Here is a 9,969-nt window from a genome sequence, read left to right as displayed (position 1 = left end):
GGTGATCCCGCCCAAGTCCAACCGACGCTTCCCGGCTGAATTCGACCGCGACACCGGATCGCCCGACACAGGGACTGAGATTGACCTTGAAAACGGTACTACAAAATGATACCGGATGCTCCATGAAAAAGCGTCACAGAGCCACGCTGGAACTGATCTTCGCCCGCCCGGTCAACGGCTCGATCCGCTGGGCCGACATAGAGGCGCTGTTTGTAAGCCTCGGGGCGGAAGTCAGCGAGCGGGAAGGGTCGCGCGTCGGCGTGTTCCTGTTTGGCGAAGTGCGCGTCTTTCATCGTCCGCATCCGTCACCGGATACGGACAAAGGTGCGGTTGCCAGCATCCGAAAATGGCTGGACGAACACGGAGTAAAGCCATGAACAATGTCGTTGAAATCAATGGCGAGAAGGCGGTTATCGCTTTCGATCCCGAGATTCAGATGCTGCGCGGCGAGTTTGTCGGTCTCAATGGCGGGGCCGACTTCTATGCCGAAAGCGTCCACGATCTGCTCGAAGAAGGCCGCAAGTCACTGGCCGTCTATCTCGAAATGTGCCGGGAGAAGGGCATCGAGCCGCGTCGGAAGTTCTCTGGCAAGTTCAATGTCCGCCTCACGCCTGACGATCATGCCGCCGCAGTCATTGCCGCAGCGGCGTCGGGCAAGAGCCTGAATGAATGGATCGTCGGGACGATCCGGGAGGCCGCTGAATAGCGGCTTCATTCGGTTCGACCGGATTTGAAAGGAGACATCGCCATGACCGCTTCCACCGTGCCCCTACGCGCTGCCCTCTATCTGCGCGTTTCGACGGCGCGGCAGGCCGAGCATGACGTTTCCATTCCCGACCAGAAGCGGCAGGGCGAAGCCTATTGCGAGTCCCGCAACCTGCAACTGGTCGAGACCTTCATCGAACCCGGCGCATCGGCGACCAATGACCGTCGCCCCGAGTTCCAGCGCATGATCGAGGCGGGCACATCGAAGCCCGCGCCGTTCGATGTGGTCGTCGTCCATTCGTTCAGCCGCTTCTTCCGCGATCACTTCGAGCTTGAGTTCTATGTTCGCAAGCTGGCGAAGAACGGCGTCAAGTTGGTTTCGATCACGCAGGAAATGGGCGATGATCCCATGCACGTCATGATGCGTCAGATCATGGCGCTGTTCGATGAATACCAGTCCAAGGAAAACGCCAAGCACGTCATGCGGGCTTTGAAGGAGAATGCGCAACAAGGCTTCTGGAACGGCTCGCTTCCCCCTATCGGCTATCGCACCGTTGCTGCCGAGCAGCGCGAAGCCAAGACCAAGAAGAAGCTGGAAATCGACCCGCTCCACGCCGACACGGTGCGGCTGATCTATCGTCTTGCCTTGGAAGGCGACGGTACTACCGGCCAGATGGGCGTCAAGAACATCGTCTCCTATCTTAATAGCCGCCGCATCTTCACCCGCGACGGCGGACGCTGGGGCATTGGTCAGGTTCACCGCATCCTGACCCGCCGCACCTATATGGGCGAACACGAGTTCAACAAGCGCAGCAAGACCAAGGAATTGAAGCCGGTCAGCGAGATCGTGACGGTTCCTGTCCCGCCCATCATCGACAAAGAGACGTTCGAGGCGATTCAGAAGCTGCTCAAGGCCCGCAATCCCAAGGTCAGGCCCGCCCGCGTCATCAGCGGCCCCACCATGCTGACCGGCCTGATCCATTGCGCGAAATGCGGCGGGGCCATGACCATCCGCACCGGCAAGGGCGGGCGCTATCGTTACTACGCATGCTCGATGAAAGCACGGCAAGGGCCGACCGCCTGCGATGGCATGGCCGTGCCAATGGAAAAGCTGGACGATCTGGTCGTCAATCACCTTGAGAAACAGCTACTCCAACCCGAGCGGCTGGAAACCGTGCTTGCCGCCGCGCTCGACCGCAGGGAAGAACACGCCGAGCGTCGCCGCGAGCATATCGCCGAGTTGAACAAGCGCTCAGCCGAATCAGAATTGCGCCTCAAACGGCTCTATGACGCCATCGAGGCAGGCGTTGCCGATCTAGACGACCCGGCGCTGAAAGACCGCATCGACGGCCTCAAGGCCATCCGCGATCAGGCCAAGGCCGACGCAGACCGGGCACAGGCCATGCTTCAGAACACGGGGCAGAAGGCGGTGACGCCGCAGATGCTGCGCACGTTTGCCACAACCGCCCGCGACCGTATCCGGCTGGAAGGCGGCGGCTATCGCCGCGACCACCTTCGCGCGCTAGCGCAGCGTGTCGAGGTCGCAGACGGCGAGGTTCGCATCATGAGATCGAAGTCCCAGCTGCTACAGACGCTGGTGGCGGGAAGCGGCGTAAATTCAGTGCCCACTCAGGGACTGAAATGGCGGAGAGGGTGGGATTCGAACCCACGGAACCCTTGCAGGCTCAACGGTTTTCGAGACCGCCCCGTTCGACCACTCCGGCACCTCTCCGCGCTTGGGTGGTAGGCGGGGGATGTAGCGGGGTGGGGGTTGAAGCGCAAGGGGGTAGATGCGAAAAAAGCGTGGCATTTGAATGAAAGGGCGGATCATGGTTCAGCCGGGCAGGATGGGGCGGATTTTGGGGCTGCTGGCCGCGCTTATGCTGGCGGGGGTGCCGGTTGCGGGTGTGGCGCAGCCGCTGCTGGTGCAGGCCGTTGTGCCCGACGCGCCGGGGATCGTCTCGACGCTGCATCTGGGCGAACTGATGCCGGTTCTGCGTGACGAAGCCGTGGCTCAGGCCGATGAGATGGGGGCCGAAATCTTTGACGCCCCCGACGCCGCCGCGTGGAGCGATGCGGTGCGGCGCATTCACGATCCGGCGCGGCTGGCGCGGTTGCTGGATGCGGCGATCACCGACGCCTTGCCCGACGCGTCAGACCCACGCATCGCTGCCGCGCTGGATTTCTATGCCAGCCCGCTGGGGCAGCGGTTGCTGGCACTGGAGCTGTCGGCCCGCCGCGCGATGGCCGAGCCGGGCGGCGAAGATGCCGCCCGCGCCGCCTTTGATCTGGCCGAGACCCAAGGCCGCCCGCGCGTGGATGCCATCCGGTCGCTGATCGACGATGCCGATCTGGTGGAACCCAACGTCGCCGGTGCGCTGAATGCCGCGCTGGCCTTTTCACAGGGCTTTGCCGATGCGGGCGGCCTGCCGGGGCAGGGCAGTCAGGGCGATCTGCTGATGCAGGTCGCGGTGCAGGAACCCGAGATCCGTTCGGAAACGGTGGCATGGGTCGAAAGCTATCTGCTGCTGGCCTATTCCGGGCTGAGCGATGACGAACTGGCGCAATACGCAACCTTTGCCGCGACGCCGGGCGGGCGGGCGCTTGGCTCGGTGCTGTTCGCGGGGTTTGACGACCTGTTCACGCAGACTGCGCGCGACATGGGCATGGCCGCCGCGCGGCAGTTGGTGGGGCAATCGCTATGACCGGCACGGTTCTGCTGACCGGGCCGCTGGCGCATCCGGCGCTGATGGCCGCGCTGACGGTCGAGGGGCGCGCGGCGACTCTGCGCGGGCGATTGTCGGGCGGGGCACAGGCCGGGCTGATCCGCGATGGCTGGCCCGCGCTGCTGCCCGGCGATGGCGATCTGCCTGCGGTGCGGGTGCAGATGACCGAACGGCTGGCCCGCTATGCCGAGGTGATGGGCCTGCACCCGCAGCACAGCGACAGCCAGCCCATGCTGGGGGTGATGCCCGGTGGCACCAGCGATGACTGGTCGCCGCAGGGCTGGCCCGCCGATCTGGCCGCCGAAATCGCGCGCGAGGTGCTGGCCGCCCCGCGTGATCGCCCGGCAGCCGAGATTGCCGCGCGGCTGCCGATGATCGCGGGTTGGGCCGCCAGCCGTCTGCGCGGGCGCGCCCGCCCGCTGACCGGCGGTGATCTGGTGCAGGATCGCGGGGCAGGCGGCTGGCACCTGATCCGGCGCGATCAGCCCTATGCCGATTTCTTTGCGGTCGAGGAATGGCACCTGACCCACCGTCTGCACGGCGGCGGCAACTCGCCCCAGGTCAAGCGCGCGGCCTTTCTGTCGGGCGATGCGGTGGTGGTGCTGCCGTGGGACAAGGCGCGTGACCGGGTGTTGCTGATCGAACAGTTCCGCCCCGCCCCTGCGCTGCGCGACGATCCGCAGCCCTGGCTGCTGGAAACCATCGCGGGCCGGGTCGATGCCGGGGAAACGCCCGCAGACGCCGCCCGCCGCGAAGCGCAAGAGGAAGCGCGGCTGACGCTGGACCACCTGATCCCGGCGGTTCACCATTACCCCAGCCCCGGCGCTTTGGGTGAATACCTGTATATGTATGTCGCGCCCTGCGATCTGCCCGACGGCATCACCGGCGTTCACGGCGTCGAAACCGAGGCCGAGGATATTCGCAGCCTGCTGATCCCGCGCGCCGAACTGACCCGGCTGGTGCTGACCGGGCAGATCGCCAATGGCCCGCTGGCATTGCTGGCGCTGTGGCTGGAAACGCAGGCAGGGCGGCTTTAGCCGCTGTCGGGCGGGGTCAGCAGTTCTTCCATGAAGATGCTGAATTGCGCGCGCCCGTCCCCGCGGCCCGTAGAAATGGCCATTGGGGTCGTCCTTTCATTCTCATTTAATACTGGTCATCTGCCCGGAACGGTGGCCGGATCGACCAGACCGGCGGGGCAGGCGTCCGAGCTGGCAAAGGAGAACCTGCGAGGCGATAACAGCAGCAAGAAATCAGTGAGCGCATTGGCGTGCCCCTTTCGGGTTTGATCGCGGCGGGGTGATATTGGCCATGCGCTTAATCTGGCGGGCATAAGCGGGCGCTTACGCCAGTAATCGCGGGATGAATCGGCTTTCCCGAATAATTGCCCCCCAGGGGCGGCACCGAACGATTCGACGCAAAAGAAAACGGCCACGCCGGGGCGCAGCCGTTGATCGTGAATCAGTAAAATCAGGCGTCAGCGGCCGTCCAGCACCGCCAGTTGTTCCTGCCGTCCGTTGCGGTTGTAGGTGATCTTGCCGTCGCCGATGGCGGTGATCGTGCCGTTGTTGATCCGGTCCCCGATCCGCAGCGTGATGATGCGCCCGTTGGACAGGCGCACCAGCGCGCGGCTGCCGCGACCTGCGCCGACGGTGCCGATGATCTGTGTCCGGTTCAGCGTGATGCCGTTCTTGACGGTGGCCGCGCCCGCGACATTGGTGGGGGTGTTGCCGCCGCGTGTGGGGGCCGCGACCTCGGGTTCGTTTTCCGCCTCGGGCGGGCGATAGGTCTGCTGGCGCGAGGCGGCGGCGCGCGCCTCGGCCTCGGCCTGCGCGCGGGCGCGGGCTTCGGCTTGTGCGCGGGCCTGCGCCTCGGCCTGAGCGTCGGCTTGGGCGCGGGCACGGGCGCGCGCCTCGGCCTGCGCCTGAAGCTGTTCATCCTCGCGCCGCTGCGCCGCGATCCGGGCGGCATCTGCGGCAGAGTTCGCGGCCTGTTGCGCGCCCGCCTGCGGCAACGGGGTCGCCGCCGAAGGGGCCGCGGCCAGTGCGGCGGCCATCTGTGGCGCAGGCGATGCAGCCACGGCCCCCGCCAGCCGCGACGGGCGACGCAAGGGTTTGGGGGAACGCAGCAGGCTCATGGAATTGGCGGCGGTCGGGGTGACGGCCTGCGCGACCGCGCCCTGAATGGCCGAAGCCGCGATGCTGCCGCCCGGTGCCGCCGGGGCAGAGGGTGCCGCCGCAACCGATCTGCCGCCGGGCCGTGGCGCTGGTCGGGTCGAGCGGCCCAGATTGCCCCCCGACGCGCTGGCCACTGCCGCGCGGGGCGCGGGGTCGGGCGCGGCTGTCGTGTTGCGGCTGGCAGGGCGTGCTTCGGGTGCAATCGCGGACCGGACAGCATCGTTCACTGCATCGCTGCGCCGCTGCGGCGGGCGATTCTGGGCAAGGCGGCGATCCTGTGCGGCTGGCGCTGCCAGTGCCGCCGCCGGAGCAATCAGCCCCGCCGCCGCCAGATCCACGGCCAGTTGGTTCACGAATGCGCGTTCGGCGGGCGTCAGCGCCAACGGGCCATCGGGTTCAGTCGCCGATCCTTCCTCGCGCGTGGCCCCCTGGCCCATCGGCTTGCGCGGAGGGCGCGAGGTCGTGCCGCTGGCCGTTGTCGCGGCAGCGGGCCGGGGGGCCGCCGCAGGTGCCGCTGTGGGCCGGGCCGCAGGTGTGGGGGCCGCCGCAGCAGGCGCAGGCGAGGCCGCGCGCGCAGGGGTGGCAGCGGGGCGCGAGGGGCGTTGCGCCGGGCGCGCGGCATTCACACGCGCGGCGGCGGGCGTGGCGGCGGGGGCCGAACGCTCGGCAAAGGGGCGCGGGTTCGCGGGCACGCTTGGCGCGGGGTCAGCCGCAGGGGCGGCGACCCGGCTGGGGGCGGTCTGCGGGCGCGCCGAACGCGACAGCGACAGCCGGGCGGCAGGTGCCGTCGCCGCATTGGCCGGGGTCGGCGTTACCGGGCGGGCCAGCGGCGTGGCCGGTGTGGCGGCGGTTTGCTGCGGCGCGGGCTGTGATGCGGGTTGTGATGAGGGCGCGGGATCGGTCCGGGTCGGCAATTCCGATTCCGGCACCGGCGTTGCGAAGGCCTGATCCACGGCTGCGGCATTGCCGCTGTTGGCTTCGGTGTTGCGGGTCAGCGGCGCGGGCGCAACATCCTGCGGCGCGGCGGCAAGCTGTTGATCGGGCGCGGCCTCATCCGTCCCGGCATCGGGTTCGGTGGTGTCCTCGAATGCGGGCGTGTCCATCGCCTCGATCAGCGCGGCGGTCAGCGCATCGTCGGGGGTGGGGGCGACAATTTCGGGGGCCGGAGCGGTGGCGGTTTCGACCGGCGCAGGTGGCGCGGTGGTATCTGTCGCCGTATCCACCGGCGCGGTGGCCGGTTCGGGCGCGGTCTCGGGCGCTGGTTCCTGAACCTGCGCCTGTTGCGGTTCCGGCTGTGCGGTCGGGCTTTCCTGACCCGAGCCGCCCAGCAGCCACAGCCCCCCCACCAGCCCGACGGCCAGCAGGCCCAGCATGGCGGGCAGAGTCGTCAGATCCGGCAGGCGCGACGCAGCACCGCTGCCAACAGGCTTGGGCGCGGCCTTGCGGGTTTGGGTCAGCCGGGCCAGCAGCCCCTGCCGCACCGGGGCCGTTTCGGCGGCATCGGCACGACGCGCGCGCGCCTCGGCCGCGCGGTCACGCAGAGCCTGTGCGCGGGGGTTCAGCACCTTGCCCGCCGAACCGGGGGCATGGCGGATCACCGTTGCCGGGCCAACGGCGGCGGCATCGGCCTTGGGGGCGGGCGCGGGCGGTTCCACCGCCTCGGGCGCGGGGTCGGCCTTGGCCTGCGATGGCGGCTGGTCGGCAACCTCGGCGGCGATCACAGCGGGGGCCACCGGCGCGGCGACCGTTGCCACAACATGCGGCACAATGCGCGAGACGACCGGCGCAGCGGCAGGGCTGACCTCATCCTTGGGCAGCGCGATGTCGGGCGAGGTGATGCCCGCGCTGGCCAGATCGCGTCGGGGCTGCGCGGCGGGATCAGGCTCGGCCTCGCGCGCGATGGCGGATGCGCCGAAATCGGGCTGGCCGGGAAAGCGGTCGCCATCGGGCCGTGCAATGAACCGAAGGGGGCGAAACCCCTGCGCGACGGCGAAATCTTCGGCCTCGTCCAAAGTCTGGCGGGCCACGGCGGCCACGCGCAGCGCATCGCCGTCATCTGCCGCCCCGGCCCAGTCAAAGGACAGTTCCTCCACGGCATAAGGGGTCATCCCCTCCAGCGCGCGGGCGACGGCACTGGCCGGATCAGACCCCGGCGGCACGGTCAGGGTGGTGTAAAGGATCTGGTCTTCGGGGATGACCAGAACCGTATCCGCGCCGCCACTGTCGGGCCGGGGATCGGCGTCCTGCGCCTGATCGCGCAGCGCGGACAGCCGCCGTTGCAGATCGCCATTGTCGAAACGCGCCTGACCCAGCGGCATCCAGCCCTCGGGTCCGTGGCGTTCCAGAATGACAGCATCCTGGGTAAAGCTCATCGCAAAGCGGGGTGCCGCTGGTCTTGTCATCTGTGCCTGCCGTGCCTTCGCCATCGCGTTCGTTATCCGCCGCGATTTGTGGTGGAGTTTTTCAACCCCTATCGCAATTTCCCGCATGGGGAAAGAAAATCCGTTCCGTCAAAGCGCGTATTTGTGAACGCAATCCGGTGAACGAAACCGTCTGATCGGGTATTGAGGCGCAGACGAGTTCACATGAAAGGACCGTATCATGATTCTGCGGGTTGGACAGATTGTCCCGGCGATGCTGATCGCCACCCTGCCGCTGATGGCGCAGGCGCAACCGATGCAACACGGAGAAGGCGGGATGACACGCGATTATCGCCACGCCATGATGGCCCAACACGCCCCGCGCCTGACCGTTCTGGGCGAAGGGCAGGCGGCGGTGCAGCCGGATCTGGCCGTGGTGTCGCTGGGGGTGACGTCGCAGGCGGACACCGCGGCGGCGGCGATGGCCGACAATTCGACCCAGCAGGCCGCGGTGATCGAGGCGCTGCAAGGGCAGGGGATCGAGGCGCGCGACATCCAGACCTCGGGTCTCAGCCTGTCGGCGATGATGGATTACAGCGAAGGCCGCGCGCCCGCCATCACCGGCTATCAGGCGCAGAACATGGTGACGGTGCGTGTGCGCGAGGTGGCCCGCCTGGGCGAGATGCTGGACGCGCTGGTGCAGGCCGGTGCCAACGAGGTGCAGGGCATTTCCTTTCAGCGCGAGGATGCGCAGGATGCCGCCGACGATGCGCGCGCCAGTGCCGTGACCGAGGCACGCCGCCGCGCCGAGGTTCTGGCGCAGGCCGCCGGGATGCGTCTGGGGCCGGTCGTTTCGCTGCGCGACGTGGCCGCCGCCACCGGGCCGCAGCCGATGATGATGGCCCGCGCCGAATCTGCTGGCAGCGTGCCGGTGCAGGCGGGCGAACTGACCATCACCGCGCAGGTCGAGATGGTCTTTTCCATGATCGGCCCGGATCAGGGAACAGATCAGGAAAACGGCGAGGAAGCTGGTGGGGAAACCGGGGAAAATACCGGGAACTGAATGCAAAAGGGGGCGGTGACGCCCCCTTTTTCGTTATGGGCGCAGGGTCATTCCTCGATGGTGACGCGCGCCATGTAATCGGGCTGATCGACGGCGCCATTGGCGGAGGGGTTGCCCTTTTTGATGCTGTTCAGCACGTCCCAGCCTTCGACCAGCTGGCCGACAACGGTGTATTGGCCATCAAGGAAGGTCGCCGGGGCCAGGTCGATAAAGAACTGGCTGTTGGCGCTGTCCGGGCTTTGCGACCGGGCCATGCCGACGGTGCCTGCCTGAAACGACGTATTGCTGAACTCGGCCGCCAGATCGGGCAGATCCGACCCGCCCATCCCCGCGCGCGAGGTGTCGCCGTCGTGGCGACCATACTGCACGTCGCCGGTCTGGGCCATGAACCCGTCGATCACGCGGTGGAACACCACGCCGTCATATTTGCCGTCGCGGGCCAGCGTCACCAGCCGCTCGACATGGTTCGGCGCGACATCGGGCAGCAGGTCCAGCACGATGCGGCCCTTGGCGGTGCCATCGGCGGCGGCGACCTCGATCACCATGTTCGGGCCGGGGCCGTCGGTCGCCTCTTGCGCGATGGCGCCGGTGGCGATCAGGGCGAATGCGGGCAGAGCCAGAAACTTACGCATCGGCAGCCACCTTGACCGAGATCATGCGGTCGGGATTCGCTGGCGGCTCGCCCCGGACGATCTTGTCCACATGCTCCATCCCTGAAATCACCCGGCCATAGACGGTATATTGCCGGTTCAGGAAATGGTTGTCGTTGAAGTTGATAAAGAACTGGCTGTTGGCGCTGTTCGGGTTCTGCGAACGCGCCGCGCCCAGAGTGCCGCGATCATGCGGGATGCCGGAAAACTCGGCGGGCAGATCGGGCAGGTCAGACCCGCCGGTGCCTGCGCGGCCGGGGTTATAGTCCTTTTCCATATTGGCGTGCTGCA

General features: G+C 67.5%; 8 protein-coding genes, 1 tRNA gene and 1 pseudogene. 6 read left to right on the top strand and 4 right to left on the bottom strand.

The genetic code is table 11. The annotated features are described in order from the left end of the window. Window positions 1-122: 122 nt before the first annotated feature. The 3 genes and pseudogenes from Q4G14_RS14805 to Q4G14_RS14795 form a co-directional block, all read left to right on the top strand. Window positions 123-377: a type II toxin-antitoxin system HicA family toxin gene (locus tag Q4G14_RS14805; protein ID WP_113490294.1), complete on the top strand. Its 255-nt coding sequence runs from the start codon at window positions 123-125 to the stop codon at window positions 375-377. Then, window positions 374-706, top strand: a complete 333-nt coding sequence (locus Q4G14_RS14800; RefSeq protein WP_303362534.1) for a type II toxin-antitoxin system HicB family antitoxin — start codon at window positions 374-376, stop codon at window positions 704-706. Before Q4G14_RS14805 ends, Q4G14_RS14800 begins: the two co-directional genes overlap by 4 nt. A 42-nt stretch (window positions 707-748) precedes the next feature. Next, window positions 749-1,783 (top strand): annotated as a pseudogene (locus Q4G14_RS14795) (recombinase family protein); the annotation flags it as partial. A 564-nt stretch (window positions 1,784-2,347) separates the two neighbouring features. Here the strand turns inward: Q4G14_RS14795 and Q4G14_RS14790 are convergent. Beyond that, window positions 2,348-2,437 (bottom strand) — tRNA-Ser (locus Q4G14_RS14790). 97 nt (window positions 2,438-2,534) lie between these two features. Between Q4G14_RS14790 and Q4G14_RS14785 the strand changes: the two genes are divergently transcribed. Then, entirely contained in the window at window positions 2,535-3,410 is an 876-nt protein-coding gene (locus Q4G14_RS14785; RefSeq protein WP_303362533.1) for a DUF2059 domain-containing protein, read from the top strand. Then, window positions 3,407-4,468, top strand: a complete 1,062-nt coding sequence (locus tag Q4G14_RS14780; protein WP_303362532.1) for an NUDIX domain-containing protein — start codon at window positions 3,407-3,409, stop codon at window positions 4,466-4,468. Before Q4G14_RS14785 ends, Q4G14_RS14780 begins: the two co-directional genes overlap by 4 nt. A gap of 437 nt (window positions 4,469-4,905) precedes the next feature. Here Q4G14_RS14780 and Q4G14_RS14775 read toward each other — a convergent pair whose 3' ends face one another. Continuing rightward, window positions 4,906-8,007 carry a hypothetical protein gene (locus tag Q4G14_RS14775; RefSeq protein ID WP_303362531.1) on the bottom strand — a complete coding sequence of 1,034 codons (3,102 nt, stop codon included), beginning with the start codon at window positions 8,005-8,007 and terminating at the stop codon, window positions 4,906-4,908. Window positions 8,008-8,206: 199 nt separating this feature from the next. On the opposite strand from Q4G14_RS14775, the gene Q4G14_RS14770 reads away from it, so the two are divergent. Beyond that, window positions 8,207-9,028 carry an SIMPL domain-containing protein gene (locus Q4G14_RS14770; RefSeq protein WP_303362530.1) on the top strand — a complete coding sequence of 274 codons (822 nt, stop codon included), beginning with the start codon at window positions 8,207-8,209 and terminating at the stop codon, window positions 9,026-9,028. Window positions 9,029-9,075: 47 nt separating this feature from the next. On the opposite strand, the gene Q4G14_RS14765 is transcribed toward Q4G14_RS14770, so the two are convergent. Together Q4G14_RS14765 and Q4G14_RS14760 are read right to left on the bottom strand one after the other, a co-directional pair. Beyond that, window positions 9,076-9,660: a peptidylprolyl isomerase gene (locus Q4G14_RS14765; protein ID WP_303362529.1), complete on the bottom strand. Its 585-nt coding sequence runs from the start codon at window positions 9,658-9,660 to the stop codon at window positions 9,076-9,078. Further along, window positions 9,653-9,969: peptidylprolyl isomerase (locus Q4G14_RS14760; RefSeq protein WP_303362528.1), on the bottom strand; the 317-nt coding region annotated here is incomplete at its 5' end. The genes Q4G14_RS14765 and Q4G14_RS14760, both read right to left, overlap by 8 nt.

It is taken from the genome of Paracoccus sp. (in: a-proteobacteria) (assembly GCF_030538755.1).
In the GTDB taxonomy this organism is placed as follows: domain Bacteria; phylum Pseudomonadota; class Alphaproteobacteria; order Rhodobacterales; family Rhodobacteraceae; genus Paracoccus.
Note: the sequence above shows the minus strand (reverse complement) of the source record. Positions and strands in the feature narration are given on the sequence as shown.